We start from the raw sequence: 24,919 nt of genomic DNA, 5'->3' as shown, positions 1-24,919 counted from the left end.
CGCGCCGGGCGGGGTTCACCAGACCAGATCGGCGATGGCGTGGGTCGCGCCGACGCTTTCGGCGGCCAGCAGCTTGGCCACGGCCTCGGGCGACAGCAGGCCGTCGGGGCCGAGGGCCTTTTCGCCGTGGATGCCCTTGGCGATGAACAGGCAGGCCAGCTTCTGGTTCTCGGCGCCCAGCACGTCGGTGATGACGCCGTCGCCGATGCACAGCACGCGCGAGCGATCCACCGGGCCGCCCTTCAGGCGCTCGGCCTGCGCCAGGGCCAGGTCGTAGATCGCCGCGAACGGCTTGCCGGCCATCACCACCTTGCCGCCGAGTTCCTCATAGAGGTCGGCCAGGGCGCCGGCGCAGTAGATCAGCTTGTCGCCGCGCTGCACTACCCGGTCGGGATTGGCGCAGATGAACAGCAGGCCGCGGTCGGCGGCCACCTTCAGGCGGTCGCGATAGTCCTCGGGGACTTCGGTCTCGTCGTCATAGAGGCCCGAGCACAGGATGAAGTCGGCGTCCTCGCAGCCGGCCAGCGTCAGGTCGAGGCCCGCCCACAGCGGCGCGTCGCGGTCGGGGCCGACCTTCCAGACCTTCTTGCCGGCCTGGGGCGTCAGCAGCGAGCGGGTGGCGTCGCCGCTGGTGACGAAGGCGCTCCAGGCCTCGCGCTGCACCTTCAGGCCGTCCAGCTGCGACAGCACGTCGGGCGAGGGGCGGGGGGCGTTGGAGATCAGCACCACCGGGCCGTGGTCGCGGTTGAAGCGCTCCAGGGCGTCGCAGGCTTCCGGGAAGTTGCGCACGCCGTTGTGGATCACGCCCCACACGTCGCAGAGCACCACGTCGTAGCGGTCGGTCAGGGCGGAGAGGCCGGCGGGAAAGTCGATCATGGCAGGGCGGGTACCGGGCGAGAGTCCGAGCGTCAATGGCGGGCGAGCGGCGAGCCGGAGAGGGGCGCGGCCACGCTTCGCATGTGGTGATCACGCACGAGGATATCAACAGCTTCTGTTGATAGGTATTCTTCTCAAAATGGGAAGTAACGTTGTTCGTTATTGTAGGTAATTTATCTACGGAATTTAATAATCTGCGATTCACCTTACAATAAGAAATGGCGACTATTTCTCATCGACAGGGGGCGGCGGAAGAATTCCGAGCCTGTTTTGTAAGTGAGTTAGTATAGTGCGTAACGTTGCTAAGAAGTCGGCTCTGTTTTGCTCGGCCGTCGTGATCTCGATCTTCGCCGCTCAAGGCACCTTTGCTCAAACCACGGCCGGCACCGGCGCGACCGCCACGGGCTATGACACCGCCGCCGTCGGCGCGTACGCCACGGCCAGCGGCGATTACGCCAACGCCGTGGGCGCGGGCGCCACGGCCAGCGGCAGCCACTCGGTGGCGATCGGCCACTACGCCACGGCCAGCGGCGAATCCTCGATCCAGATCGGCTCGCACGGCACCGCTTCGGGCGCCTACTCGACCGTCGTCGGCAACTATTCCTCGGCGAGCGGCGACTATAGCTCGGTGCTCGGCGCCAACGCTTCCGCCACGGGGACCAACAGCGTGGCCATCGGCTACGGCTCGATCGCCGATGAAGACAACACCGTCTCGGTCGGCACCTCGACCTCGACCCGCCGCATCACCAACGTTTCGGACGCCGTCAACGACACCGACGCGGTGAACCTGCGCCAGCTGGAAAGCTACAGCGCCTCGACCCTGTCCAGCGCCAACGAATACACCGACACGGCCGTGGCCGGCGTGGTCAGCACGGCCAACGCCTACACCGACACCGTCGCGGCCCAGACGCTGACGACCGCCAACACCTATACGGACACGGCCGCCGCCGCCGCCGTGACCACGGCCAACGCCTTCACCACGGCCACCGCCGCCACGACCCTGAGCTCGGCCAACGCCTATACCGACACCAAGGCCGCCGCGACGCTGACCGCCGCCAACGCCTATACCGACTGGCGCGTCGACACCTTGGCCACCCAGATGGACAACCGCATCAACGAGGTCTCCAGCCGCCTGAACGGCGTCGGCGCCATGAGCTCGGCCATGTCGATGATGGCCGCCAACAACGCCGGCCAGGGCGCGGGCCTGACCAACCGCCTGGCCGTGGCCGTCGGCGGCTATCGCGGCCAGGGCGCCATCGCCGTGGGCTACTCGCACAACAGCCGCGCCGTCAGCTACAACGTCGGCTTCTCGGCCACGGGCCGCGACGTGATGAGCGGCGGCAGCGTCGGCTTCGCCTGGTAATCCAGCCCCGATAATTCGGGGCGCAGAAGCGCGAGCCACGCAGAAGGCGTGAAACGACAAGGCCCCGGAGCTTGCTCCGGGGCCTTTTCGCATCGGCGCTCAGGCCGCGTCGTGGAAGATCACGCCGAGGGTGCGCCGCGTTCCGCCGCGCACCTCGCTGACGCCGTGGCGCAGTATCCGGCGATGGACGCCCCGGCTCCCTTCCGCCGGCCGTTCGCGCACGGCGAAGATCACGCCCTCGCCCTGGGCCAGCGGCACGACCTGAGCGGCCGATTGCTGGCGCGGGCGCTGCTCGACCAGCACGAACTCGCCGCCCTCGAAATCGCGCCCCGGCTCGTCGAGCAGGAAGGCGGCCTGCAGTGGGAAGATGTGCTCGCCGTAGAGGTCCTGGTGCAGGCAGTTGTAGTCGCCGGGGCCATAGGTCAGCAGCAGGGGCGTCGGCCGAGCCTGGCCCGCGCCGTGACAGCGGTCGAGCATGGCCGCCAGATCCTCCGGAAAGCGGCGCTCCTCGCCCAGCCGCTGCATCCAGCCGTTGGCGATGCGGGCCAGCGGCGGATAGAGGCCGGCCCGCAGCTTCTGCACCGTCTCGGGCAGGGGATAGGCGAAGTACTTGTATTCGCCGCGCCCGAAGCCGTGGCGGGCCATGACCACCCGGCTGCGGAACGGCGCCTCCTCGGCATAGAGCCCGGCCAGGCGGCCGCAGGTCTCCGGCGTCAGCACCGGGCCCGTGGTCGCCCAGCCGCGGGCGTCGAGTTCGGCGGCGATGCGGGTCCAGTCCAGGTTCAAGCCGCGCGCTCCCCTTGGGCGCCTTCCCGGGCCAGCAGGGCCTGCTTGCGCTCGACGCCCCAGCGGTAGCCGGACAGCCCGCCGTCCGAACGCACCACGCGGTGGCAGGGCGTCAGCACGGCGACGGGATTGGCCCCGCAGGCCTGGGCCACGGCCCGCACGGCCGAAGGCCGGCCGATGGCGCGCGCCACTTCGGCATAGGAGGCGGTGGTTCCGGCCGGGATGTCGCGCAGGGCCTTCCAGACGGCGCGCTGCAGGTCGGTGCCGCGTTCGTCGAGCGCCAGGGGGAGCGCCAGATCGCCCGGGCGGCCGCTGTCGATGGCGGCGACCAGGGCGGCGAGGGCGGGGCCGGCGGCGGCGTCATCCTCCAGCAACCGGGCGCGGGGGAAACGGGCGGCCAGGTCCTCGCGCATCTCCGCGCGGTCCCAGCCCATGATCAGCAGGGCCAGGCCCGTTTCGGAGATCGCCGCCAGGGCCAGGCCCAGCGGCGTGTCGCCGAAGCCGTAGCTGAGGGTCTCGATCGGCTCGTCGGGCCGGCAGCGCAGGCAGGGACGCAGGCCCGCCGCCCGGGCGGCCTCGCGGGTGTCATGGAAGGCGACGTTCTTGCGCAGCGGGCGTCCCGAGCAGCTGGGGCGGCAATAGACGCCGGTGGTGCGCACGCCGCAGAAGAAGGCGCCGTCGGCGGCGCGGTCGCGGCGCTCGATCGCGGCCCAGCGGGCTTCGTCGGTGGAATAGGCGTTGGTGAGATCGGCGGTGGTCATGTCGGGCTCCTTTCGGATCTGAGCCCACCATCGCGCCGTCGCCCGCGCCCGTCATTCCGATGCTTGCGGTCTCAGCGTTCCGCCGCCGTGGCCGGGCGATGGCCGTAGCTGAGCACCCGCGTGGCGATCCAGGTCTCGCCCTCCCGCTTCCAGACGATCACGAACTTGGCGATGCCGGCGCAGCCCTGGTCCTTCTGGCAGAAGCGGTGCTCGCCCTCCTCGACCGCGCCGAAGTCCTTGATCGGATAGATGCGCAGCGTGCCGGGGATCAGTTCGCGCCGCACCTTGCCGCAGATGTACTTGCGGGTGTTGTCGATCACCGACTGGCGCTCCCAGGTGACGCCGCCCTCGTCGTGATAGAACTCGACGTCGGGCGCGAAGGCCGCGCCGAAGGTCTCCAGGTCGCAGGCGTTGTAGGCGTCGAAGACCCTGCGGTCCTGGGCCGTGATCGTCTCGGTCAGCGACGGTTCGGTCGCCCATGCCGCGCTCGTCCCGCCAATCGCCGCCAGCAGCGCCGCCGCCATCATCGCCTTGCGCATGATCCCCTCCCTGTCATGTCGTCAGGAGCTTGGCCGGGCAGGGGGCGAGAGCCGAGTGAATTCCGGCTCATGACGCAGGCTTAATGCGAAACCGCCGCCCGGGGTGGCCCGGACGGCGGTCGAAAGGATCAGGTTTCTGGAAGGCCTACCAGTTGGCGGCGCGGCGGCGCAGCGGGGCCTGGACGAAGTCGGCCGGCGGGGCGGTCTCGGCCAGGACAGCGTCGCGGATGGCCCGCGGCTCGCCGAACAGGTGGCCCTGGCCGTAGCCGATGTCGAGATCGAGGATCTCGGCGATCTGGCGCTCGCTCTCGACCTTCTCGGCGATCACCTCGACGCCGTAGCGGCGCATCAGGGCGGCGAAGTCGGCGGCGTTGAGGTCGGGCAGCGAGCTCAGCACCAGCTTGCCGTCCTGCTCTTCCAGCTGCTCGAGGATCATCTCGGCGCCGACCTTGACGAACTTGACGTCGGCGCGGGCCAGATCCTGGAAGTCGAGGTCCAGGTCGACGATCTTGTCGAGGCTGAACTGGAAGCCCAGGCTGGCCAAGCGGGCCATGTGGCGGGCCTCGACCGGGCCGCGCTGGTTGAAGGCGGTCTGGCCCAGTTCGAAGATCAGCGAGCCGGCCAGGTCCTTGTGGCCCTGCAGGAACTCGAGGAACTGCGGGAAGAAGCTTTCGTCGGCCAGGCTGGCCAGCGAGATGTTGCAGAAGATGCCGACCTTGCGGTCCTGCTTGGCCAGGCGGCGGACGATCTGCACGCAGCGGAACAGCAGCAGGTTGTCGATGGCCGTCATCAGGCCCTCGGACTCGGCCACGGCCAGGTACTCGGCCGGCATCATCACGCGGCCGGTCTCGTCGCGCAGGCGCGAGAAGCTTTCGTAGAAGACCGTGCGGCGCTGGGGCAGGCTGACGACCGGCTGCAGGTAGAGGTCGACGCGGTTCTCGGCCAGGGCGTCCTGGACGATCTCCAGCATGGCGTTGACCGGGGCGGCGACGCGGGCGTTGGCGCTGGCGCTGTGACGGGCGGCCGCGACCTGGTGGGTCAGCTGGCTTTCCAGGCGCTCGCTCATGCGCTGCATCAGGTCTTCGAGCTGGTGGACTTCGCTGGTCAACTCGGCCGAGCGCTTCTCGGCGTCCTCGGCGACGGTCTCCACCAGGGTGGTCATGCGCGCGTCGATCTTCTCGATCTGCTCGACCAGGATGGAATGGGCTTCGCGGACGGTCTCGATGTCCAGCTTCAGCTGGGCGTTGTCGAAGACGTTGCTGATGATGCCGTGGAACGCGAAGCACAGGCCCAGCGACCCGATGAAGGCCGACAGGCCGACAGCGGGGGTCGCGCCCATGCGCCACAGCAGCAGGGAGACGATCAGAGCCAGGCAGAGATAGGCGCCGGTCAGAAGAGCCAGCTTTAGCCTTCGCATTTCAGGTCCCTACGAATCGCTTGCAAAAATTAATGCAACCGCTGCGGCCTTGAGTCGAATAGATTAACGCTGCTGGGCCATTACGCCGCGCATCCCCTGTTGATTTTTTTCGAGACCGCCGTTCGCGGCGGTCATCCTTTCGTCGACAGTGGCGGTTAGGGCTGATAATCGTTCGCAACTTTTTGCCGCGAGGCCCCAGATGACCGACGCCGTCCTCACCGCCGACGCCTCCATAGCTTCCGACGCCCCGACCCGCGCCCTGAGCACGGCCGCGCGAGGCGACAAGGGCGTGATCGTGGCGGTGCGCGGCGAGACCGGTTCGCCCGAGGCGGTGGCCGCCGAGGAGCTGGAGCGGCGCCTGCTGGAGATGGGCTTCGTCGAAGGCGCCCGCATCGAGATCCTGCAGGAAGGCCTCTTTGGCCGTGATCCCATCGCCGTACGGGTGGACGACACCCGCGTGGCCCTGCGCCGCCGCGAGGCGCGCGCCGTGACCGTTCAGTTCGACGGAAAGACGCTTTGACCGACACCGCTATCCGGCCCTCGCGCATCGCGCTGGTCGGCAATCCGAATTCCGGCAAGACCGCGCTGTTCAACGCCCTGACCGGGGCTCGCCAGAAGGTCGCCAACTACGCCGGCGTCACCGTCGAGCGCAAGGAAGGCCAGCTGGTCACGCCGGGCGGCCGCACCGTCAGCGTGCTCGACCTGCCGGGCACCTATTCCCTGCGAGCCCGCAGCCCCGACGAGGTCGTCACCCGCGACGCCGTGCTGGGCCGCCTGGCCGGCGAGACCGCGCCCGACGTGCTGGTCTGCGTGGCCGACGCCACCAACCTGCGCCTCGTCCTGCGCCTGGTGCTCGAGCTGAAGCAGGTCGGCCGGCCGTTCGTCCTGGCCCTCAACATGTTCGACATCGCCCAGCGCCAGGGCCTGCGGATCGACGTCGAGCAGCTGGCCCGCGAGGTCGGCGCGCCGATCGTGACCACGGTGGCGACCCGCAAGCGCGGCCTCGACGAGCTGCTGACCCAGGTCGACACCCTGACGCTGACCCACTCGAACGTCGGCGACAACACCTGGCGCGAGCCGAGCGCGGGCGAGATCCGCGCCGCCCACGCCGAGGCCCAGCGCATCTTCAAGACCTGCGTGCGCCCGCCCGAGCGGCCCGACACGGTGACCGGCAAGATCGACGACGTGCTGCTGCACCCCGTCGCCGGCCTGGTGATCCTGTTTGGCCTGCTGTTCGTGATGTTCCAGGCGGTGTTCACCTGGGCGACCATCCCGGCCGACGCCATCGACGGCGGCTTCGCCGCGCTCGGCGCCTTCGTCACCGCCCACCTGCCCGAGGGGCTGCTTTCCAGCTTCATCGCCGACGGCCTGATCGCCGGCGTCGGCAGCGTGCTGGTGTTCCTGCCGCCGATCCTGATCCTGTTCTTCTTCATCCTGCTGCTGGAAGACAGCGGCTACATGACCCGCGCGGCCTTCCTGATGGACAAGATCATGGGCGGGGCGGGCCTGCACGGCCGGGCCTTCATCCCGCTGCTGTCGAGCTTCGCCTGCGCGATCCCGGGGATCATGTCCACGCGGGTGATCGACAACAAGCAGGACCGGCTCACCACCATCCTGGTGGCTCCGCTGATGACCTGCTCGGCGCGGATCCCGGTCTACACCCTGATCATCGGCGCCTTCATCCCGCGGACCACGGTCAACGGCCTGTCGCTGCAGGGCCTGGTGATGTTCGGCCTCTACGCCGCCGGCATCGTCTTCGCCCTGCTGGTGTCGTTCGTCATCCGCCGCATCTTCTGGCGGGGCACGGTCGAGCCGTTCATGATGGAGCTGCCGACCTATCGCTGGCCCGAGCCGCGCAACCTGCTGCTCAACCTGTGGACCCGCGCCAAGATCTTCCTGAACCGCGCCGGCCGCATCATCATGCCTCTGATGGTGCTGGTCTGGGTGCTGTCGACCTTCCCCTATCCGCCGGAAGGCGCGACGGGGCCGGCCATCGACTACAGCATCGCCGGGCGCCTGGGCCATTTCCTGGCCCCCGTCATGCAGCCCATTGGTTTTAATTGGCAAATGACCGTGGCCCTGATCCCCGGCATGGCGGCCCGCGAAGTCGCCGTGGCGGCGCTGGGCACGGTCTACGCCGTGGGCGGGGCCGACGGCTCCACCGACGCCCTGTCGGCCACCTTGAACAGCCAGTGGTCGCTGGCCACGGCCCTGGCCTTCCTCGCCTGGTACGTCTTCGCGCCGCAGTGCATGCCCACCCTGGGCGTGGTCAAGCGCGAGACCAACAGCTGGATCTGGCCGACCGTGATGTTCGTCTACATGGTCACCCTGGCCTACCTGGCGGCGTTCGTCGTCTACCACGTGGCCGTGGCGCTCGGGGCGGGGTGAGTCGTCGAGCGGGCGAGGCCGTGTTAGGCTTCGCCCATGACGATCCGGTTCGACATCGCCAAGCACAACAGCCTCGACGAACTCCTGGCCGTGATCGACGCAGGCGAGGACATGACGCTCATCCGCGATGGCAAGGTCATTGCGACGGTGAATGTCGAGAAGATCCCCGAAGAGCGCGATGCGCCCAAGGCGCAGCGCCGGCTGGGCGTTTGGGAGCACCTCAAGCTGGACCTGCCGGCTGACCTCTTCATCGGCCCCGATCCCGAGATCGAAGCCTTGATGGACAAGCCTATCTTTCCGCGGAAGTAGGCTGATCAGGTCCGGGGCGTGGAATGCGGCTGCTGATCGACACTCACGTCCTGATCTGGAGCCTGAGCGATCAGGCGAGACTTTCGCCAGCGGCGTCCGCGGCGATGCTCGATCTGGACAACGAAATCTTTGTCAGCGCCGTGTCGATGTACGAGGTGCTCTACAAGCGACTGAGGGCGCGTGGAGCACCCCTTGAACGCATGCCGGTCGATCTCGAGAAGGCGGTAGAGGATCAGGGCCTTTCCTGGCTTCCGATCCTCCCTGGCGACTGCGCGACCGCCGCCGCGCTGCCGGACCATCACCGTGACCCGTGGGATCGCATCCTGGTCGCGCAGGCGCAGCTTCGCGGCCTTCACCTCGTCACCGTGGACGAGGACGTGCGGGCCTACGACGTTCCGATCCTCTGGTAGTCCGACGCGTCTAGAGCCTGCTGATCAGCAAGCTCCAGATTCAAATGCTTAAAGTGCGCCCCGGACGGGTTAGCCGCATGCACCTAACCCTGGCGCCCTTAGCGCGTCGGGACCGGGACCTCGCCGCGGTAGTCGTAGAAGCCGCGGCCGGTCTTCTTGCCCAGCCAGCCGGCCTCGACGTACTTCACCAGCAGCGGGCAGGGGCGGTACTTGCTGTCGGCCAGGCCTTCGTAGAGCACGTTCATGATGCTCAGCACGGTGTCCAGGCCGATGAAGTCGCCCAGTTCCAGCGGGCCCATAGGGTGGTTGGCGCCCAGCTTCATGGCGGTGTCGATGGCGTCGACCGTGCCGACCCCTTCGTACAGCGTGTAGATCGCCTCGTTGATCATCGGCACCAGCACGCGGTTGACGATGAAGGCGGGGAAGTCCTCGGCGTTGCTGGTGATCTTGCCCAGCGACTTGGCGAAGGCCACGGCCGTCTCGTAGGTCGGCACGTCGGTGGCGATGCCGCGAATGATCTCGACCAGCTTCATCAGCGGGACGGGGTTCATGAAGTGCAGGCCGATGAAGCGCTCGGGGCGATCGGTGGCCGAGGCCAGGCGCGTGATCGAGATCGACGAGGTGTTCGAGGCCAGCAGGGTGTCGGGCTTCAGGTGCGGCTGCAGACCGCGGAAGATGGCCTTCTTGAGCTCTTCGTTCTCGGTGGCGGCCTCGATGGCCAGGTCGGTCTGGCCGATGGCCTCGATGGCCTCGGCGGCCGAGATGCGGGCCAGGGCGGCGTCGGCCGCGTCCTGGTCGATGATGTTGCGGGTGACCTGGCGGGCGAGGTTCTTTTCGATCAGGGCCAGGCCCGCGTCGATGCGCTCGCGCGAGATGTCGTGCAGGCGGACGTCGTAGCCCGCGAGAGCGCAGACATGGGCGATGCCCGAACCCATCTGACCGGCGCCGATTACGCCGACCGTCTTGATATCAACCATGAAAATCCAAGCCTTCGCTCACGATCGCGCAAGCTCCCGGCAGGGCGCGCTGTACCGTCGCCGAAGTTCTAGCACGAGGAACCGCACGCTCGCCAAGGGCTTTGCTGCGCCGCAAACGTCGGGTGAGCGACGTTCCCCGTCCTGTTCCCGGATTATCCGCCTGTCGGAAGGCGTCAGGCGATCAGTTCGGGGTCGTTTCGCCGCAGCCAGGCGGCGGCGTAGGAGCAGAGCGGGGTGATCCGCATGCCCTCGGCCCGGGCCACCTCGGCGACCTTGACCATCAGGCGGCCGGCGGCGCCGGTGCCGCGCAGGGCGGGATCGGCCTCCACGTGCGGGATGACCAGGCGATGGCCGCTGCGCTGGTAATCGGCGAAGGCGATCAGGCCGTCGACGTCCAGCTCGTAGCGGCTCTTGGCGGGGTTGTGGCTGAAGAGGTCGTCGCTCATGGGCCTGAAACGCGAAAGGGGCGAAGGTGGATGCAGCGCAGCATCACCTTCGCCCCTGACATGGCGCTTAGTCTTGAACGATCAAGCCCGCAGCTTGCCGCCCGCCTTCTCGACTGCGGCGACGACCTTGGCCGACAGGGCCTCGATCTCGGCGTCGGTCAGGGTGGCGTCGCGCGGCTGGACCAGCACCTCGATGGCCACCGACTTGGAGCCCTCCGGCACGCCGGGGCCTTCATAGACGTCGAAGACGCGGGCCGAAGCGATCAGGGCCTTGTCGGCGCCGATGGCGGCCTTGACCAGGTCACCGGCCGCCTTGGCCTTGTCGGCGACGAAGGCGAAGTCGCGGCTCAGCGGCATCAGGGCCGAGGGGCTGAAGGCCGGCTTGGTCTTCACGGCCTTCTTCTTCGGCTCGGGGATCGCCTCCAGGGTGATCTCGAAGCCGTAGACCGGGCCGGCGACGTCCAGGGCCTTGAGCACCGCGGGGTGGATCTCGCCGAACTCGGCGATCACCGCCTTGGGGCCCAGCTGCAGGCGGGCCGAGCGGCCGGGGTGCCACCACGACGAGGCCGAGCCTTGGGCGGTCTGCAGCGAGGCGACCGGCGCGCCGATCTCCTCGAGCAGGTTCAAGAGGTCGGCCTTGATCGTGAACACGTCCTCGGCCGAGCGCTTGTCCCAGGCGCGCGGCGGGCGCGGGGCCAGGATGCCGGCGACGACCGTGCGCTGGTCCTTGGGGCCATCGCCCAGGAACACCGGGCCGACCTCGAACAGGGCCGCGTCCGGGAAGCCCTGGCGGGCGTTGCGGCCGGCGGCCTCGATCAGGTTGGGCAGCACCGACGGGCGCATGCAGTCCAGTTCCGAGGCGATCGGATTGGCCAGCACCAGGGCGTCGGCGCCGCCGCCGAACAGCTGGGCGGTGGCGCGGCTGGTGAAGCTCCAGGTCACGGCCTCGGCGTAGCCGGCCGCGGCCAGGGCGCGACGGGCGGCGCGGGCGCGCACCTGGCGCGGGGTCAGCACGCCGCCGACGGCGCGGGCGACCTCGGGCAGGGGCGTCGAGGGCAGGGCGCCGTAGCCGGCGATGCGGGCCACTTCTTCCACCAGGTCGGCCTTGCCGTGGGCGTCGCGGCGGAAGCTCGGCGGGGTCACGCAGACCACGCTCTCGGCGTGGGTGGCGAACTCGGCGACCGGCGTGTCCTTGGGCGGCTCGACCTTGAAGCCCAGGGCCTGGAGGATCTCCAGGCTCTTTTCCGGCGCGATCTCCAGGCCCGACAGGGCCTGCACATAGGCCGGGTCGAACAGGATCGGGCCGGGCGCGGCCGGGGCCTCGCCGGCGACGACGACTTCCGAGGCCTCGCCGCCGCACAGTTCCAGGATCAGCCTGGTGGCCAGGTCCAGGCCCGGAACCACCGAGCCGGTGTCGACCGTGCGGGCGAAGCGGTACTGGGCGTCGCTGTTGATGCCGGTCTCGCGGCCGGTCTGGGCGATGCGGATCGGCTCGAACCAGGCGCTTTCGACGAAGACGTCGACGGTGGCTTCCGAGCAGCCGGTGCTCTCGCCGCCCATGACGCCGCCGAGGCCGATCGGACGCTCGCCGTTCGCATCGGCGATGACGCACATGGCCGGGGTCAGCTCGTAGGTCTTGCCGTCCAGCGCGATCAGGTGCTCGTCGCCGTTCAGGCCGTGACGGCCCAGGCGCGTCTCGATCTTGGTCCCCGACAGCAGGGCCGCGTCATAGACGTGCAGCGGCCGGGCGCGGTCGTACGAGATGTAGTTGGTGATATCGACCAGGGCCGACTTCGGATTGATGCCGATGGCCTTCAGGCGGTCCTGCAGCCACTGCGGCGAGGGGCCGTTCTTGACGCCCTTGATCAGGCGGCCGGCGAACACCGGGCAGGCCTCGCCATCGACTTCGATCGTGATCGGGCAGGGGAAGGTTCCGGCGACCGGAGCGATCGACTGGTCCTTCAGCTTGCCCACGCCCGCGGCGGCCAGGTCGCGGGCGATGCCGGCGACGCCCAGCCAGTCGGGACGGTTGGGGGTGACCTCGAAGTCGATGACGGCTTCCAGGCCCAGCGCCGTGGCGGCCGGGGTCCCGACGGCCAGGTCGTTCGACAGTTCCAGAATGCCTTCCGAACCGTCGTCGGCCTCGAGCTCCGAGCCCGAGCACAGCATGCCGTTGGAGACGACGCCGCGCACCGGCTTTTCGACCAGGGTGACGCCCAGGCCCGGCACATAGGCGCCGATCGGGGCGTAGATGGTGGTCAGGCCGACGCGGGCGTTCGGCGCGCCGCAGACGATCTCCTTGCGGCCGTCGATCGTATCGACCTGGCAGACCCGCAGGCGGTCGGCGTTGGGGTGCTGAACGGCCTCGACGATCTTGGCGACGCTGAAGGCGGCCAGCTTGGCGGCCGGGTCGGTGACGTGCTCGACCTCGAGGCCGGCCATGGTCATGGCGGCGACGACCTGCGCGGCGGTCGCTTCGGTGTCGAGGTGATCCTTGAGCCAGGAAAGGGTGAACTTCATTTCGTGGTTTCCAACGCCAGGATCTGCTGCAGGAAGGTCTCGGGGCCGGTGAAGCCGACCGCGAAGAACTGGCAGCCGATGAAGGCGCAATCCTTGAAGGGTAGGGCGCCGATGACCTTTTCACCGGCCGGGCGCAGAACGAGATTGGCGATGTCGCCGCCGTGGAAGCCGAAGTTGGTCGAGTCGAAGGTCACGCCTTCCAGCGCCAGCATCACCACCGGCCCGTGCAGGCGGCAGTTCTTGAAGGTGCGGCCGGCGACCATGTTGACGCCGCTCTGAAGCTGGGCGCGGAACAGGTCGATCAGCGAGATCTCCAGGTTCTCGAAGACCTTGGCCGAGCCGTCGATGGTCGGACGCGCGTTCATTAGCTGAGCCCCGAGGCGGGGTTCGGCGCGGCGAAGCCCGAGAAGCCGTAGTGGGCGAGCCACCGGCTGTCCGACGACCACATGTCGCGCAGGTCCGGCATGCCGTACTTCAGCATGCCCAGGCGATCGACGCCGACGCCGAAGGCGAAGCCCTGGTACTCGTCCGGATCGATGCCGCAGGCGCGCAGCACGTTCGGATGGACCATGCCGCAGCCCAGGATCTCCAGCCACGACGTGCCCTGGCCGATCTTGATCTCGCCGCCCGAGCGGTCGCACTGAACGTCCATCTCGGCCGAGGGCTCGGTGAACGGGAAGTGGTGCGGGCGGAACTGGGTGGTCACCGCGTCGGTCTCGAAGAACCGCGCCAGGAAGGTCTCCAGGGTCCACTTCAGGTGGCCCATGTGGATGCCCTTGTCGATGACCAGGCCCTCGACCTGGTGGAACACCGGCGTGTGGGTGGCGTCGTTGTCCACGCGATAGGTGCGGCCCGGCGCGATGATGCGGATCGGCGGCTTCTCGCTGACCATGGTGCGCACCTGCACGGGGCTGGTGTGCGTGCGCAGCAGCATGCGTTCGCCGTCTTCCTTGCGATTGAAGAAGAAGGTGTCGTGCATCTCGCGGGCCGGGTGCTTCTCGGGGAAGTTCAGGGCCGTGAAGTTGTGGAAGTCGTCCTCGATGTCCGGACCTTCGGCCACGGCGAAGCCCATCTCGGCGAAGATCGAGACGATCTCGTCCATGGTCTGCATGGTCGGGTGGACGGATCCCTTGCGGCGATAGGGGCCGGGCAGGGTGAGGTCGAGGGTCTCGCGGGCCAGGCGCGCGTCGAGTTCGGCCGCTTCCAGCGCGGCCTTCTTCTCGGTGATCGCCGACTGCACGCGGTCGCGCAGGGCGTTGATCGCCGCGCCGCGTTCCTTGCGCTCGTCGGGGCTCATCGCGCCCAGGGTCTTGAGCAGGCCCGAGATCGAGCCGGTCTTGCCCAAAGCGGCCACGCGGACCGCGTCTAGCGCTTGCAGGTCGGCCGCGCCGGCCACTTGGGCCAGGACGTCGGATTCGAGGGTGTTGAGATCGGTCATGACGGGGTTCCGTCTAGAGGATTTGCGGCCGGGGGGCGACCCCCTCAGTCGGCTTTGCCGACAGCTCCCCCAGAGGGGGAGCATCTTGGTGGCGCGGCGTGGATCCTCCCCCGTTGGGGGAGGTGGCCCGGAGGGCCGGAGGGGCCGCCGACAGGCGGACAGCAAAAAGCCCTCCGGCTCGCGCCGGAGGGCTTTTAAAGGATCGTTCGAGCGGTGAGGCTCGGAAGTTCCTTAGGCCAGGGCCGCGCGAACCTTGTCGGCGATGGCCTTGAACGCGACGGCGTCGTTGCCGGCGATGTCCGCCAGGACCTTACGGTCGATCACGATACCCGCCACGTCCAGGCCGTGGATGAATTGCGAGTAGGTGAAGCCTTCGGTGCGGGCGCCGGCGTTGATGCGCTGGATCCACAGCGAACGGAAGGCGCGCTTGCGCACCTTGCGGTCGCGGTAGGCGTATTGGCCGGCCTTGTCGACCGCGGCCTTGGCCGTACGGATGGTGTTCTTGCGGCGGCCGTAGAAGCCCTTCGCCTGTTCAAGAACCTTCTTGTGCTTGGCGTGGGCGGTGACGCCACGTTTAACGCGAGCCATGTGTCAGCGCTCCTCTTAAAGGCCGTAGGGCAGGTACGAACGGATGGTCTTGGCGTCAGCCTCGCTCATCACCTTCGTTCCGCGGTTTTGGCGGATGTACTTGCCGTTGTGGCCGATCAGGCGGTGGCGCTTGCCGGCGACGCCGGCCTTCAGCTTGCCCGTGGCGGTGATCTTGAAGCGCTTTTTGGCGCCCGACTTCGTCTTCAACTTAGGCATTTCGCGTCGGAGCGTTTAACGGCCCCGTCCTCTGGATAGCGAGACGAACCGCCATGGCATGCCAAATTGGCCAGGCGGTTCCGGAAAGGCGGGGTGAATACGGGAACCCCGGGTGAAAAGCAAGGCCTGGCGGACTCTTATGCCCAACTGCCGCTCCCGGTCAGGGCGCGGCCTTGGCGCGGCGGCCCACCGTCACCGCCAGGGCGACGGCCGGCACGGTCAGCAGCGCCCCGAACCAGTAGGGACCGGCCATGGTCAGGCCAAACAGCGGACCGGCGATCATCGGACCGCTCATCCGCGCCAGGGAGCCGCCGGCCATGTTGAGGCCCAGCATGGCGCCCTGCTGGTCGGGCGGCGTCGCGCGCGAGATCAGGGCGGCGATGCACGGGAACACCAGCGACTGGCCAAAGGCTGTCAGGCCCACGAACAGCGGCACGAAATGGCCGCTGGGCACGAACGGGGTGATCGCCATCGACAGGCAGATGATGGCCAGGCCCGTGGTCAGCACCTTGGGCTCGCCGTAGCGGCGGGCCAGGCGTCCGGTCAGCACGCCCTGGCCCAGCGAGGCCACCACGCCGATGACGGCGAAGCACAGCCCCACCTGCTGCGGGCCCCAGCCGAAGCGGGCCGAGGTCCACAGGCCGAAGATCGCCTCCATGCCCGAGAAGGCGGCGGTGGAGACGAAGGTGACCATCAGCACCCGCGACAGCACTGGATGGGCGAAGGCGGCCTTCAGGGCCTCGCGCCGGGGCGGCGGGGGCGGGGCGTCCTTGCGGGGCGCGCGGCTCTCGACCACGAACAGGAAGACGCCCAGCGAGGCCGCCGCCGCCAGGCCCGCGGCCACGAACAGCGGGATCTGGAAGCCCAGGCGTCCGGCGTCCGGGTGGGCCAGCAGGCCGCCCAGCGCCGGGCCGACCACGAAGCCGGCCCCGAAGGCGCTGCCCAGCAGGCCCATGCGCCCGGCCCGCTTCTCGGGCGGGGTGACGTCGGCCATGTAGCCCTGGATGGTCGAGATGTTGCCGCTGGCCGCGCCGCTGAAGAAGCGGATGACGAAGGCCACCGCGATGGTCGGGGCGAAGGCCAGGGCCACGTAGGACAGGGTGTTGGCCAGGATGGTGACGATCAGCACCGGCCGCCGGCCGATGCGGTCGGACAGGCGTCCCCAGAACGGCTCGGCCAGGAACTGGCCCAGCGAATAGGCCGAGAACAGCGCCGTCACCTGCCACGGGCTGGCGTTCAGCGCCTTGGCGTAGAAGGGCAGCAGCGGGATCACCAGCCCAAAGCCCACCAGGTTGATGAACACCACCAGCAGCAGGACGTAGAGGGCGCGGGAGCTGTGAACGGGCGCCGGCGCAGTTGCCGGAGCGGAGAGCGTGGACATGACGGGAACCTTCGAGGCGGCTCCTCTACGCCCGATGCCTTGGAAAAGCGACTGAAATGTCAGTTTCCGGATGCGGACGATTCGTGGGGAGCCGCCACTAAGAGGCGGGCGTCTGGTCCGCCCGCGTCACCAGGATGGACTTGGCCTCGAACCGGGCGTCGCCGAAGGTCGCGGCGAACGGCACGTCGGCGGCGTCGCGGCCAAAGCCGATGGGGACCAGGCCTCCCAGCGGCGCGCGGCGGGTGGCGTCGAAGGTTCGCCAGACCCCGTCCAGATAGACCTGGAACACCGCGTGGAAGTCGGCCGGCTGAAGGTCCAGCGCGTAGCAGGCGGCGAAGCGGGCCGGCATGTCGAGCGCCCGGCACAGGGCGATGCCGATGTGGGCGAAGTCGCGGCAGACGCCCTTGCGGTCGACCAGGGTGTCGATGGCCGAGGTGGTGTCGCTGCTGGTCCCGGCCTCGTAGGTGATGGTCGCGGCGATCCAGTCGGCGATCGCCTGGACCTGGCCCAGGCCCTGGGGGCGGGCGCCGAAGGTCTGGCGGGCGAAGGCGGTCAGGCGGTCGGACGGGCAGTAGCGGCTGGGGTTCAGATAGGGCAGCACCGTCGCGGGCAGGTCGTTGACCACGTCGCCGCCGATGAAGCCGCGCTGATCGACCAGCGCCCGTCGTTCGACCTGGGCGATGTAGCCGATGTCCAGCGGCCCGGGCTGGGCGAGAAAGCGGATGAAGCGGTTGCCGGCGAAGGCGTCGACGAAGAAGTCGGCGCTCACGCCCGGCGGCAGCAGGATGGTCTCGTCGAGCACCCTCTGGTCGGCGCCGTCGGCGGCCTGGATCGCCAGGATGAAGCTGGTGGGGGTCCGCACCTCGTAGCGCAGGCGGCAGTCGATCGAGAGACGCATCGCGCGGAATTCCAGGCTGGAGCGGAAGGTGGCGTCGCTAAACGCCCGACGTCGTCATTCGGACCCGCGTCGCCGCGCGCGCGTCTTCGGCGTCGGCCAGATCGCTCCAGGTGCGGGCGGCGTGTTCGTGCTTGGCCTGGACGTGGGGCAGGCCGCACTTGCCGGCCGCTTCGAGAGCGGCGGCGGCCAGCGCGCGGTACTCCGGCGCACGAAGGGGATGTCTCAAGGGGGAAGCTCCTCGCCGGCGGCGAAGTCCGAGGCGGGCTCCACGCTCCATCATATGGGGCGGAACGTCGCCGAAAGCGAGCGGGCGTGGCGGATGGGCCGAAGACGGTGCGATGGTGTGATGTCCTTTTCTGTCCGCTCTTCGTCCGCCAGCTTCCTTATTCGCCTTGAAGGGCGTGGGTAGCTTGCGGCATCGTCATCGCCACGGAGTTACGCAAATGTCCGCCGCCACCGCCCTGATCGTCGTCGACGCCCAGGACTCCTTTCGCCAGCGCGCCTCGTGGGATCCGGCCGTGGCCGGGGTCTATCTCGAGCGCCAGCAGGCCTTGATCGACGGTGCCAAGGCCAGGGGCCTGCCGGTCGTGCAGATCCTGCACGTCGAGGAAGAAGGGCTGTTCAGCCTGGCCTCGGGCCATGTGCGCACGGTCGAGGGACTGTCGTTCGACCCCGACGTCACCTTCCACAAGCCCGCCCACAGCGCCCTGGCCGGCACCGGCCTGCTGGTCTGGCTGATCCGCAACCGCATCGGCAAGGTGATCGTCAGCGGCATCCGCACCGAGCAGTGCTGCGAGACCACCACCCGCCACGCCTCGGACCTGGGCTTCGCCGTCGACTACGTCACCGAGGCCACCCTGACCTTCGACATGACCGACCGCCACGGGCGGGTCTTCACCGTCGACGACATCAAGACTCGCACCGAGCTCGTTTTGCACGAGCGCTTCGCCCGCATCGCCACCGTGGAAGAGGCCCTCGAAGCCGCATGAGCCAGCCGCCCGCCGTCATCCCCGTCTTCGTCGTCCTGCCGCCGCGCACCCTGCTGCTCGACGTGGCCGGACCGCTGGAAGTGCTGCGGCGGGCGACGTTCGAGCCCGGCGCGCCGGGCTTCGCCGTGACCTATGTCGCCGCCCGGCCGAGCGTGGAAAGCTCCATCGGCCTGACTCTGGCCGGGATCCAGCCCTTGCCCGACGCCCTGCCGGACGGGGCGCTGGTCATCGTCTCGGGCAATGTCGATCAGGTGCTGGGCGGTGACGGGGCTTCGGTCGCGGACGGCGAGGACGAGGCGGCCATCGTCGCCTGGTTGGCCCACGCGGTGCGACCGGGGGTGACCCTGGCCTGCATCTGCTCGGGCAGCCTGCTGGCGGCGCGGGCGGGGCTGCTGGCCGGCAGGGCCTGCACCACCCACCACGCCTGCACCGAGGAGCTGGCCCGCCTGGCGCCCAGCGCCCGGGTGCTCGAGGACCGCCTGTTCGTCGAGGACGGCGAGCGGCTGACCAGCGCCGGCGTCACCTCGGGTGTCGACTTGATGCTGCATCTGGTCGCCCGGCTGCGCGGCCCGGCCCAGGCCGTGTCGATCGCCCGCCAGATGGTGGTCTATCTGCGCCGGGGACCGTCCGACCCGCAGCTGTCGCCGTGGCTGGAGGGGCGAAACCACGTCCATCCGGCCATCCACCGGGTGCAGGACGCCATCGCCGCCGACCCGGCCCGCGACTGGAGCCTGGAGATCCTGGCCGACCTCGCCGCCGCCAGCCCGCGCCACCTGTCGCGGCTGTTCAACGCCCATGCCGGCATGAACCTGACCGACTACGTCAACCGCCTGCGCCTGGCGCTGGCCAGCGAGATGCTGTCGGCGACGCGGCTCGACATGGAAAGCGTCGCCGAGCGGGCCGGCTTCGCCTCGACCCGCCAGCTGCGCCGCGTCTGGGCCCGCCATCACCCCACGCCGCCCAGGGCGGCGCGGGGCGCGACGAAGGGCTTGGCCTAGCGCGCGGCCGCCGTCTGGGCCGGGGCGGCCGGATCGGGCGGATTGTACTTTTCGAGGAACTGCACGGTGGCGGTCAGCATCTGCTGCCGGCTGGCGCCGCGTGACAGCCAGTGGTCCTCGCTGGCCAGGGTGACCAGTTCGGTCGGCTTGCCGGCCCTGGCCATGGCGTCGGCCATGATCTTGCTCTGCACATAGGGAACGACCGTGTCGTCCTTGCCGTGGATCAGCAGGATCGGGATGTCGATCTTGTCGGTCAGCTTGGCCGGCGAGATCGCCGCCAGGTCGGGATCGCGGATGCCGTCGGCGCCCATGAAGCGCAGCCAGTAGCGCAGGGTCGAGTTGTTGCGCGACAGGTGGCGTTCCTGGTCGTCCTGCAGCATGCGCTTGAGGTCGGCCGGGCCGGCCACCGACACGGCGCAGCGATAGACGCCGCGATCGAGCGCCGCGCCGGCCAGGGCCGCGTAGCCGCCGTAGCTGGCGCCGACGATGCAGACGCGCTTGGGATCGGCGATCCCCTGCTTCTCCAGCCAGCGGACGCCGTCCGACAGGTCGGTCTGCATCTTGCGGCCCCACTCGCCGAAGCCGGCCTTGATGAAGTCCCAGCCGAAGCCTTCCGAGCCGCGGAAGTTGGGCTGCAGCACGGCGTAGCCGCGCGAGGCCAGGCCCTGGGCCCACCAGTCGAAGCCCGGCGTGTCGCGGCCTTCGGGACCGCCGTGGGGCAGCACCACCAGCGGCAGGTTCTTCGGGTCCCGGCCCTTGGGCAGGGTGAGGTAGCCGGTGATCTCCAGGCCGTCGGCGGCCTTGTACTTCACCGGGCGGACCTCGGCGATGTCGGCGGCGGCCAGATCCTTGTACTCGTCGCCGATCCAGGAGGCGGTCTTGGCCGTCATGTCGACCAGGGCGTAGGCCGGGCCGTCGGTCGGCGAGTCGACGCGGACGACCACCTTGCTGCGATCGGCCGACCACGAGGCCAGCGACACCCGCGAGCCGGCGAAGCCCTTCTCGACGGCGTTCCAGCGCGACTGATCCTTGGGATCGAAGAAGACGTAGCGGGTCTTGTCGCCGACCAGCGACACGCCGCCGATGAGGGCGTCGTTGCCGGGATCGCGCAGCAGGCCGTCGAACGGGATCTCCATCGGCACGTCGACCTGCGAGCCGTCGGCGGCGTATTCGCGATAGACGGTCTCGTTCTTGTCGTTCACGCGGGCCACCAGCACCGACTTGCCGTCGCGGCCCAGGCCCGAGACGCCGTAGGAGCCCATCGGGCTGACCGCGCGGTCGACGATGGCCCAGCCCTTCGGACCCTTGATGCGCAGCACCCAGGTTCCCTTGCTTTCGTCGTACTGCGACTGGGCCAGGGGGACGCCGTCGCCGCCGACCAGCCAGTCGTCGGTGTCCTCCGAGCGCGCCTCGATCATGCGGGTGCGGCCGGTCTTCACATTGACCGCGAACAGGGTGTTGCGGCCGAAGTTGTCGACGAAGTGGATGCCCTGCACGAAGGCCGTCGGCGCGCCGTCGATCGAGCGCAGCGAGGCGGCGCTGAGCACGACGTTCATCGAATCCGGCTGGTTGTCGAGCAGCAGGCGCGCCTTGTCGGTGTCCAGGTCGTACAGCGAGGTCATCCAGTACTCGCGCTTGGGCCCTTCCAGCCCGACCACGCTGGCGGTCGACGAGACGGTGACCAGAAGGTGCGAGGCGTCGGCCCACTGCACCCAGCGCAGCTTGTTGTTGCCCATCCGCAGGGCCTTGATCAGCTTGTTGTCGGCCGCGTTGTGGATGGTCAGCACGCGCTGCTCGCCGTCGGTCAGCGACACCGCCAGGCGCGTGCCGTCCGGCGAGATCTCGACATCCTCGATCGTCGGCAGCTTGCCGTAGGTCGACAGCGGCGCGGCCTTGGCCTGGACGCCCGACAGCAGGGCGGTCGCGCAGATGGCGATCGCAAAATCCTTGATACGCACGAAACTACAGCCCCCAGAAGAGTCCCCGGGGCGAGTATAAGCTCTACCTTGCCGGGAGGTCGAGCGGGGCGCGTGAAATCAGCGTCGAGAGCGGATCCAGCCAGTGAGCGACAGGCGCGGGCTCGCCGCGTGCGGCGTGACGTAGGTCACGGCGTGCTTCTGCGGCACCCGGAAGATGTTGAGGGCGTTGAAGCTGGGCTTGTAGCCCTCGGCCACGTGGCCGTCGCCATCGAGGAACAGCAGAAGCCCGCCCCAGTCGGCCCGCCAGTTCGGCGTCAGGTTGAGGACGTAGGCGTAGAGCCGGTGCTTGCCGTCGGCGTGGTCGTCGTGCTCGGTCAGGAAGTGGCCGGGGCGATAGCGGGTGGCCTGGCTGTCGCAATAGACGGGGCGGTCGTCGCCGGTCAGCTCGCGCACGAAGTCCAGAAAGGCCTCGCCGTTCAGCAGGTCGTAGGCGGCCTCGACCAGCCGGCCTTCGCGACGGCCGGCCTCGACCTCGTCGCTGACCCGGAAATTGTCGAACCGGAAGCCGAAGCCGTTGCGGGTTTCCTCGGCCACCTGGCGATCCAGCGCCAGGTCGTCGGCGGGCGACAGGGCGCCGGGGCCGTCCAGCGGCAGGTTCCACAGCTTCTTACCGACTCCGACCACGCCGCTCCACGGCGTGTCGAGGGTCAAGGCCGCGTGCAGGCGGGCGGCCGAGTCGGCGGTCAGGATCCCCGGCACGTGCAGCCGGCCGTTGCGGGCGAAGGCGTCGCGCCAGGCCCCGGGCGTCAGGCCGGGGTCCAGGGACAGGGGAGCTTGCTGGGCGGGCTGGGACATGGACGATACCGGAAACGAAAAACGCCCCGGTGGTGACCGGGGCGTTTTCGAAGATAGAGCCGAAGCTTAGCGGGGCGCCAGGATCATGATCATCTGACGGCCTTCCATGCGGGGCTCGTACTCGACCTTGGCGATCTCCTCGAAGTCGGCCTTGACCTTGAGGAGCAGCTTCATGCCGAGTTCCGGGTGAGCCATTTCACGACCGCGGAAGCGCAGGGTGACCTTGACCTTGTCGCCTTCCTCGAAGAAGCGGTGCATGGCCTTGGCCTTCACCTCGTAATCGTGGATGTCGATGTTCGGGCGGAGTTTGATCTCCTTGAGCTCGACCACCTTCTGACGCTTGCGGGCCTCGTTCTTCTTCTTCTGCTCCTGGAACTTGAACTTGCCATAGTCCAGGATCTTGCAGACCGGCGGGTTCGCGTTCGGAACGATTTCGACCAGGTCCAGGCCAGCCTCTTCGGCCGCTTCCATGGCGGAGGCGGTCGGCATCTCGCCCTGCTTCTCGCCGTTCTGGTCGATCAGCAGAACTCGGGGGACGCGGATTTCATCGTTGATACGCGGTCCATCCTTGACGGGCGGCGCTTGCATGGGACGGCGAATAGGGGCGGCTCCGGAATTGTTGTAGAGGATTTCGCGCGGCGCCCATGGGGCGTCGCGTTCAGATGATATATGACGCCAGACACGGGCGCTATCAAGCGCTCGCCGCGACAAGACCGTTCCTCGACCGCGGATAAGTGGCGAAAGGGACGGCGGGACGGGAACGCGATCGGGACGGGACGCCCTTTTCCCTTCCTCCAGACGCGACTCGACCCTGCCTTGACCGCCGCCGCTCCCGACATGCCCGCCACACGCCATACGCTGATCGAAGACGTCCACGCTCTGCTGATCGGCACGAGCTTCATTTCCGTGGGCCTGATCCTGTTGAAGGCCGCCGGCCTGGTGACCGGCGGCATCGCCGGGATCGCCCTGATCGTCTCCTACCTGACCGACTGGCCGGTCGGGATCGTGTTCTTCGTGCTGAACCTGCCGTTCTACATCTTCGCCCAGCGGGCGCTGGGCTGGGTGTTCACGGCCAAGACCCTGGCCACCAACGTGCTGCTGGCGGCGCTGAGCCTGGCCCTGCCGCACTGGCTGAAGCTTGTGGGCGTCAATCCGGTGTTCGCGGCGGTGTTCGGCGGCACCATCATCGGCATGGGCATACTGGCGCTGGCCCGCCACCGCTCGTCGGTCGGCGGCGTCGGGGTGCTGGGCCTGTGGCTGCAGGAAAAGCACGGGATCAGCGCCGGCAAGGTGCAGATGGCCACCGATGTGCTGGTGGTCGGCGCGGCCTTCATGGTGGTCAGCTTCGACAAGCTGCTGCTGTCGATCCTGTCGGCCGTGGCGCTGAGCATCGTGATCATCGCCAACCACAGGCCGGGGCGCTACGCCGGCTACTGACGCCACTACTACTGACTACGATGTCGACAGGCCCTCTGTTCGAGAGCGGCCGGAACTGGCATATGACGCACCGTAAAGCTCAGGTTAGCGCTAACATAACAATGGGTTCCCAATGACACGTCCCGTCCTGGCGACCGCCCGCGCCCGCGTCGAACTGCTGCCGCAGGTGGGCGGTTCGATCGGCCGCTTCGTGTTCGACGGCCGCGACGTGCTGCGCCCGACGCCGGAGGGCGCGACCGACGCGCTCGACGTCGGCTGCTTCCCGCTGGTCCCGTTCTGCAACCGCATCCCCCATGGCCGCTTCTCGTTCGAGGGGCGCGAGGTGATCCTGGCCCCGAACCTGGCCGGCCATCCCCACCCGCTGCACGGCCAGGGCTGGCGCGCGGCCTGGACGGTCACCGGCCTGTCCGACACCCGCGCCGTCCTGACCTATGACCACGCCCCGTCCGACTGGCCCTGGGCCTATCGCGCCGAGCAGATCCTGGTGCTGTCCGACGAGGGCCTGCGCATCGAACTGTCGGTGACCAACACCGGAACTGAGGTCATGCCGGCGGGCCTGGGCCTGCACCCCTATTTCGCGGCCCGCCCGGGCGAGAGCCTGCAGGCTGGCGTCGACGGCGTCTGGATGGTCGACGCCGACGTCCTGCCCACCACCCACCACGACGGCGTCTGGAGGCGCGACTGGAACGCCGGCGCGCCGACCGCCACCGACAGCCTGATCGACAACTGCTGGACCGGTTTTTCCGGCAAGGCCGTGCTCTCGGCCCCGGGCGGCGCCTCGACGATCATCGAGGCCTCCGAAAACTGCCGCTGGGTGCACGTCTATTCGCCGCCGGGCGCCGACTTCGTCTGCGTCGAGCCCACCGCCAGCCGCCCGGATCCCTTCGGTGAAGGCGAAACCGGGATCGTCGCCCTGGCCCCGGGCGAGACGACGTCGGTCTGGATGACCCTCAAAGTCGCATGATCGCCGACCTGCTGGATTTGCGTCAGATCAAGGCGCGCTGGGCCGACGCTGGCTTGAATGGCGCGATGAGCGCCCCTTCGCCCGCCCGTCCGCTGGTGGTCGTCGTCGAAGCCGACGCGGCCCTGCGCGAGGCCCTGGCCTTCGCCCTGGAGACCGAGGGCTACTGGATCCGCGCCTTCGCCGGGGTGGACGAGGCGTCGCTGTCGGAGATGATCGCCGCCGACTGCTTGGTGCTGGACGTCGATTTCCTGGCCCTGGCGGCCCTGCGCGGCAAGGGCGTGCGCACCCCCGCCGTGCTGCTGGCCGACGGCCCGGTCGACCTCTCGGCCGCCGACGCCCTGTGGGCCGGCGTCGCCCACAAGCCCCTGATCACCGACGCGCTGAGCCTGCAGGTGAAAAAGGCGGTCGGGGCTTAGAAGGTCACCGCCTCCCAAATTATCCCGT

28 protein-coding genes are annotated in these 24,919 nt (G+C 68.9%); 10 read left to right on the top strand and 18 right to left on the bottom strand.

Annotated elements, in window-relative coordinates:
* Positions 1-15 precede the first annotated feature (15 nt).
* The gene (locus tag AC1RRS_RS01650; protein ID WP_492853668.1) at positions 16-876 is read right to left on the bottom strand and encodes a TIGR01459 family HAD-type hydrolase; all 861 of its coding nucleotides are present in this window, start codon (positions 874-876) and stop codon (positions 16-18) included.
* Positions 877-1,165: 289 nt separating this feature from the next.
* On the opposite strand from AC1RRS_RS01650, the gene AC1RRS_RS01645 reads away from it, so the two are divergent.
* Positions 1,166-2,239 carry a YadA-like family protein gene (locus AC1RRS_RS01645; protein ID WP_492853667.1) on the top strand — a complete coding sequence of 358 codons (1,074 nt, stop codon included), beginning with the start codon at positions 1,166-1,168 and terminating at the stop codon, positions 2,237-2,239.
* A gap of 99 nt (positions 2,240-2,338) precedes the next feature.
* Here the strand turns inward: AC1RRS_RS01645 and AC1RRS_RS01640 are convergent, their stop codons facing one another.
* The 4 genes from AC1RRS_RS01640 to tipF all read right to left on the bottom strand — a co-directional run bounded on the left by AC1RRS_RS01640 (position 2,339) and on the right by tipF (position 5,742).
* The gene (locus AC1RRS_RS01640) at positions 2,339-3,025 is read right to left on the bottom strand and encodes a 2OG-Fe(II) oxygenase (protein WP_492853666.1); all 687 of its coding nucleotides are present in this window, start codon (positions 3,023-3,025) and stop codon (positions 2,339-2,341) included.
* Entirely contained in the window at positions 3,022-3,786 is a 765-nt protein-coding gene (locus tag AC1RRS_RS01635; protein ID WP_492853665.1) for a methylated-DNA--[protein]-cysteine S-methyltransferase, read from the bottom strand. The genes AC1RRS_RS01640 and AC1RRS_RS01635 overlap by 4 nt, the downstream gene beginning before the upstream one ends.
* Before the next feature lie 71 nt (positions 3,787-3,857).
* On the bottom strand, positions 3,858-4,325 hold the full coding sequence (locus AC1RRS_RS01630; protein ID WP_492853664.1) for a nuclear transport factor 2 family protein: 468 nt from the start codon (positions 4,323-4,325) through the stop codon (positions 3,858-3,860).
* A gap of 145 nt (positions 4,326-4,470) precedes the next feature.
* Positions 4,471-5,742 (bottom strand): flagella assembly cyclic-di-GMP phosphodiesterase TipF, encoded by a 1,272-nt coding sequence (tipF, locus tag AC1RRS_RS01625; RefSeq protein ID WP_110119100.1) that lies wholly within the window; start codon positions 5,740-5,742, stop codon positions 4,471-4,473.
* A 199-nt stretch (positions 5,743-5,941) separates the two neighbouring features.
* Between tipF and AC1RRS_RS01620 the strand changes: the two genes are divergently transcribed.
* From AC1RRS_RS01620 to AC1RRS_RS01605, 4 genes are read left to right on the top strand one after another with little or no spacing between them, the layout of a single operon-like run.
* Entirely contained in the window at positions 5,942-6,262 is a 321-nt protein-coding gene (locus tag AC1RRS_RS01620; protein WP_110119101.1) for a FeoA family protein, read from the top strand.
* Positions 6,259-8,130: a ferrous iron transport protein B gene (gene feoB / locus AC1RRS_RS01615; protein WP_492853663.1), complete on the top strand. Its 1,872-nt coding sequence runs from the start codon at positions 6,259-6,261 to the stop codon at positions 8,128-8,130. The genes AC1RRS_RS01620 and feoB overlap by 4 nt, the downstream gene beginning before the upstream one ends.
* A 36-nt stretch (positions 8,131-8,166) precedes the next feature.
* Entirely contained in the window at positions 8,167-8,439 is a 273-nt protein-coding gene (locus AC1RRS_RS01610; RefSeq protein ID WP_492853662.1) for a hypothetical protein, read from the top strand.
* 23 nt (positions 8,440-8,462) lie between these two features.
* Positions 8,463-8,849: a type II toxin-antitoxin system VapC family toxin gene (locus AC1RRS_RS01605; protein WP_492853661.1), complete on the top strand. Its 387-nt coding sequence runs from the start codon at positions 8,463-8,465 to the stop codon at positions 8,847-8,849.
* A gap of 98 nt (positions 8,850-8,947) precedes the next feature.
* Here the strand turns inward: AC1RRS_RS01605 and AC1RRS_RS01600 are convergent, their stop codons facing one another.
* From AC1RRS_RS01600 to AC1RRS_RS01555, 10 genes are all read right to left on the bottom strand, one after another.
* Positions 8,948-9,826: a 3-hydroxybutyryl-CoA dehydrogenase gene (locus AC1RRS_RS01600; protein WP_492853660.1), complete on the bottom strand. Its 879-nt coding sequence runs from the start codon at positions 9,824-9,826 to the stop codon at positions 8,948-8,950.
* A 173-nt stretch (positions 9,827-9,999) separates the two neighbouring features.
* Complete coding sequence (locus AC1RRS_RS01595; protein WP_110119106.1) at positions 10,000-10,272, bottom strand: GNAT family N-acetyltransferase; 273 nt, start codon at positions 10,270-10,272, stop codon at positions 10,000-10,002.
* Positions 10,273-10,353: 81 nt separating this feature from the next.
* Complete coding sequence (gene pheT, locus AC1RRS_RS01590; protein WP_492853659.1) at positions 10,354-12,792, bottom strand: phenylalanine--tRNA ligase subunit beta; 2,439 nt, start codon at positions 12,790-12,792, stop codon at positions 10,354-10,356.
* On the bottom strand, positions 12,789-13,157 hold the full coding sequence (locus tag AC1RRS_RS01585) for a hypothetical protein (protein WP_492853658.1): 369 nt from the start codon (positions 13,155-13,157) through the stop codon (positions 12,789-12,791). Before AC1RRS_RS01585 ends, pheT begins: the two co-directional genes overlap by 4 nt.
* The gene (gene pheS, locus AC1RRS_RS01580; RefSeq protein ID WP_110119110.1) at positions 13,157-14,230 is read right to left on the bottom strand and encodes a phenylalanine--tRNA ligase subunit alpha; all 1,074 of its coding nucleotides are present in this window, start codon (positions 14,228-14,230) and stop codon (positions 13,157-13,159) included. The genes AC1RRS_RS01585 and pheS overlap by 1 nt, the downstream gene beginning before the upstream one ends.
* Positions 14,231-14,461: 231 nt before the next feature.
* Positions 14,462-14,818 (bottom strand): 50S ribosomal protein L20, encoded by a 357-nt coding sequence (gene rplT / locus AC1RRS_RS01575; RefSeq protein ID WP_058347692.1) that lies wholly within the window; start codon positions 14,816-14,818, stop codon positions 14,462-14,464.
* A gap of 15 nt (positions 14,819-14,833) precedes the next feature.
* A complete protein-coding gene (gene rpmI, locus AC1RRS_RS01570) occupies positions 14,834-15,034 on the bottom strand; it encodes a 50S ribosomal protein L35 (RefSeq protein ID WP_018061454.1) in 201 nt (66 codons plus the stop codon).
* Positions 15,035-15,194: 160 nt separating this feature from the next.
* Positions 15,195-16,415: an MFS transporter gene (locus AC1RRS_RS01565; RefSeq protein WP_492853657.1), complete on the bottom strand. Its 1,221-nt coding sequence runs from the start codon at positions 16,413-16,415 to the stop codon at positions 15,195-15,197.
* A gap of 97 nt (positions 16,416-16,512) precedes the next feature.
* Complete coding sequence (locus AC1RRS_RS01560) at positions 16,513-17,313, bottom strand: transglutaminase-like domain-containing protein (protein ID WP_492853656.1); 801 nt, start codon at positions 17,311-17,313, stop codon at positions 16,513-16,515.
* Positions 17,314-17,350: 37 nt separating this feature from the next.
* Complete coding sequence (locus AC1RRS_RS01555) at positions 17,351-17,539, bottom strand: hypothetical protein (protein WP_110119113.1); 189 nt, start codon at positions 17,537-17,539, stop codon at positions 17,351-17,353.
* A gap of 217 nt (positions 17,540-17,756) precedes the next feature.
* On the opposite strand from AC1RRS_RS01555, the gene AC1RRS_RS01550 reads away from it, so the two are divergent.
* A complete protein-coding gene (locus tag AC1RRS_RS01550; RefSeq protein WP_492853655.1) occupies positions 17,757-18,302 on the top strand; it encodes a cysteine hydrolase family protein in 546 nt (181 codons plus the stop codon).
* Positions 18,299-19,300 carry a GlxA family transcriptional regulator gene (locus AC1RRS_RS01545; protein WP_492853654.1) on the top strand — a complete coding sequence of 334 codons (1,002 nt, stop codon included), beginning with the start codon at positions 18,299-18,301 and terminating at the stop codon, positions 19,298-19,300. Before AC1RRS_RS01550 ends, AC1RRS_RS01545 begins: the two co-directional genes overlap by 4 nt.
* Here AC1RRS_RS01545 and AC1RRS_RS01540 read toward each other — a convergent pair.
* The 3 genes from AC1RRS_RS01540 to infC form a co-directional block, all read right to left on the bottom strand.
* Positions 19,297-21,258: an alpha/beta hydrolase family protein gene (locus AC1RRS_RS01540; protein WP_492853653.1), complete on the bottom strand. Its 1,962-nt coding sequence runs from the start codon at positions 21,256-21,258 to the stop codon at positions 19,297-19,299. The two genes, AC1RRS_RS01545 and AC1RRS_RS01540, sit on opposite strands and share 4 nt — an antisense overlap.
* A gap of 78 nt (positions 21,259-21,336) precedes the next feature.
* Positions 21,337-22,074 carry a 2OG-Fe(II) oxygenase gene (locus AC1RRS_RS01535; protein WP_492853652.1) on the bottom strand — a complete coding sequence of 246 codons (738 nt, stop codon included), beginning with the start codon at positions 22,072-22,074 and terminating at the stop codon, positions 21,337-21,339.
* A gap of 66 nt (positions 22,075-22,140) precedes the next feature.
* Positions 22,141-22,662 (bottom strand): translation initiation factor IF-3, encoded by a 522-nt coding sequence (infC, locus tag AC1RRS_RS01530; RefSeq protein WP_110119117.1) that lies wholly within the window; start codon positions 22,660-22,662, stop codon positions 22,141-22,143.
* A 249-nt stretch (positions 22,663-22,911) separates the two neighbouring features.
* Between infC and AC1RRS_RS01525 the strand changes: the two genes are divergently transcribed.
* The 3 genes from AC1RRS_RS01525 (at position 22,912) to AC1RRS_RS01515 (ending at position 24,891) form a co-directional block, all read left to right on the top strand.
* Positions 22,912-23,511 carry a YitT family protein gene (locus AC1RRS_RS01525; RefSeq protein WP_492853994.1) on the top strand — a complete coding sequence of 200 codons (600 nt, stop codon included), beginning with the start codon at positions 22,912-22,914 and terminating at the stop codon, positions 23,509-23,511.
* Positions 23,512-23,623: 112 nt separating this feature from the next.
* Positions 23,624-24,475, top strand: a complete 852-nt coding sequence (locus AC1RRS_RS01520) for an aldose 1-epimerase (RefSeq protein ID WP_492853651.1) — start codon at positions 23,624-23,626, stop codon at positions 24,473-24,475.
* A complete protein-coding gene (locus tag AC1RRS_RS01515; RefSeq protein ID WP_110119119.1) occupies positions 24,472-24,891 on the top strand; it encodes a response regulator transcription factor in 420 nt (139 codons plus the stop codon). Before AC1RRS_RS01520 ends, AC1RRS_RS01515 begins: the two co-directional genes overlap by 4 nt.
* The last annotated feature ends 28 nt before the right edge of the window (positions 24,892-24,919 follow it).

The sequence above is a fragment of the Caulobacter sp. GW821-FHT12A07 genome (assembly GCF_058807655.1).
The sequence above is the reverse complement of the archived record's forward strand: the minus strand, read 5'-3'. Positions and strand labels throughout refer to the sequence as shown.

Excerpts from the sequence above, each read along its gene's own strand:
- AC1RRS_RS01650 (WP_492853668.1), bottom strand. The coding sequence starts at position 876 with ATGATCGACTTTCCCGCCGGCCTCTCCGCCCTGACCGACCGCTACGAC.
- AC1RRS_RS01635 (WP_492853665.1), bottom strand. The coding sequence starts at position 3,786 with ATGACCACCGCCGATCTCACCAACGCCTATTCCACCGACGAAGCCCGC.
- AC1RRS_RS01630 (WP_492853664.1), bottom strand. The coding sequence starts at position 4,325 with ATGCGCAAGGCGATGATGGCGGCGGCGCTGCTGGCGGCGATTGGCGGG.
- tipF (WP_110119100.1), bottom strand. The coding sequence starts at position 5,742 with ATGCGAAGGCTAAAGCTGGCTCTTCTGACCGGCGCCTATCTCTGCCTG.
- AC1RRS_RS01620 (WP_110119101.1), top strand. The coding sequence starts at position 5,942 with ATGACCGACGCCGTCCTCACCGCCGACGCCTCCATAGCTTCCGACGCC.
- AC1RRS_RS01610 (WP_492853662.1), top strand. The coding sequence starts at position 8,167 with ATGACGATCCGGTTCGACATCGCCAAGCACAACAGCCTCGACGAACTC.
- AC1RRS_RS01605 (WP_492853661.1), top strand. The coding sequence starts at position 8,463 with ATGCGGCTGCTGATCGACACTCACGTCCTGATCTGGAGCCTGAGCGAT.
- AC1RRS_RS01600 (WP_492853660.1), bottom strand. The coding sequence starts at position 9,826 with ATGGTTGATATCAAGACGGTCGGCGTAATCGGCGCCGGTCAGATGGGT.
- AC1RRS_RS01595 (WP_110119106.1), bottom strand. The coding sequence starts at position 10,272 with ATGAGCGACGACCTCTTCAGCCACAACCCCGCCAAGAGCCGCTACGAG.
- pheT (WP_492853659.1), bottom strand. The coding sequence starts at position 12,792 with ATGAAGTTCACCCTTTCCTGGCTCAAGGATCACCTCGACACCGAAGCG.
- AC1RRS_RS01585 (WP_492853658.1), bottom strand. The coding sequence starts at position 13,157 with ATGAACGCGCGTCCGACCATCGACGGCTCGGCCAAGGTCTTCGAGAAC.
- pheS (WP_110119110.1), bottom strand. The coding sequence starts at position 14,230 with ATGACCGATCTCAACACCCTCGAATCCGACGTCCTGGCCCAAGTGGCC.
- rplT (WP_058347692.1), bottom strand. The coding sequence starts at position 14,818 with ATGGCTCGCGTTAAACGTGGCGTCACCGCCCACGCCAAGCACAAGAAG.
- rpmI (WP_018061454.1), bottom strand. The coding sequence starts at position 15,034 with ATGCCTAAGTTGAAGACGAAGTCGGGCGCCAAAAAGCGCTTCAAGATC.
- AC1RRS_RS01565 (WP_492853657.1), bottom strand. The coding sequence starts at position 16,415 with ATGTCCACGCTCTCCGCTCCGGCAACTGCGCCGGCGCCCGTTCACAGC.
- AC1RRS_RS01560 (WP_492853656.1), bottom strand. The coding sequence starts at position 17,313 with ATGCGTCTCTCGATCGACTGCCGCCTGCGCTACGAGGTGCGGACCCCC.
- AC1RRS_RS01550 (WP_492853655.1), top strand. The coding sequence starts at position 17,757 with ATGTCCGCCGCCACCGCCCTGATCGTCGTCGACGCCCAGGACTCCTTT.
- AC1RRS_RS01545 (WP_492853654.1), top strand. The coding sequence starts at position 18,299 with ATGAGCCAGCCGCCCGCCGTCATCCCCGTCTTCGTCGTCCTGCCGCCG.
- AC1RRS_RS01535 (WP_492853652.1), bottom strand. The coding sequence starts at position 22,074 with ATGTCCCAGCCCGCCCAGCAAGCTCCCCTGTCCCTGGACCCCGGCCTG.
- infC (WP_110119117.1), bottom strand. The coding sequence starts at position 22,662 with ATGCAAGCGCCGCCCGTCAAGGATGGACCGCGTATCAACGATGAAATC.
- AC1RRS_RS01525 (WP_492853994.1), top strand. The coding sequence starts at position 22,912 with ATGCCCGCCACACGCCATACGCTGATCGAAGACGTCCACGCTCTGCTG.
- AC1RRS_RS01520 (WP_492853651.1), top strand. The coding sequence starts at position 23,624 with ATGACACGTCCCGTCCTGGCGACCGCCCGCGCCCGCGTCGAACTGCTG.
- AC1RRS_RS01515 (WP_110119119.1), top strand. The coding sequence starts at position 24,472 with ATGATCGCCGACCTGCTGGATTTGCGTCAGATCAAGGCGCGCTGGGCC.